Origin of the sequence: Psychrobacter sp. S1-30-MNA-CIBAN-0213, assembly GCF_040309845.1 — a bacterium.
GTDB lineage: Bacteria > Pseudomonadota > Gammaproteobacteria > Pseudomonadales > Moraxellaceae > Psychrobacter.
Genome location: NZ_JBEOPE010000094.1, coordinates 1 through 262, shown reverse-complemented (window position 1 = coordinate 262; position 262 = coordinate 1). Strand labels below are relative to the sequence as shown.

1 protein-coding gene is annotated in these 262 nt (G+C 56.1%); it reads left to right on the top strand.

What is annotated here, in order from left to right; translation table 11 throughout:
• The coding region (locus tag AAEY87_RS14090) for a TgpA N-terminal domain-containing protein (RefSeq protein WP_350657623.1) at positions 1–262 on the top strand (262 nt) is incomplete at both ends.

Below are 262 nucleotides of genomic sequence, written 5' to 3'. Positions count from 1 at the left end.
GATATTGCGAGCTTGAGTCAATCGACAGAGCTTGCTTTTCGTGTAGAGTTTGCTCAAGCTCGCCCGGCACAAAGCGAGCTGTACTGGCGCGGCTTAGTCTTTAGTGATTTTGATGGCGTCACTTGGCGTCCCAACCGGCGCGTGCAGCAGCAATGGCAGCCTGGCAGGCAACCCCCTAACTGGCTTGCGCGGTCGCTTGCCACTGCCACTACTAAGACTGAGCCAAAAAGCTACGAGATCACCTTAGAGCCCACTCAGCAGC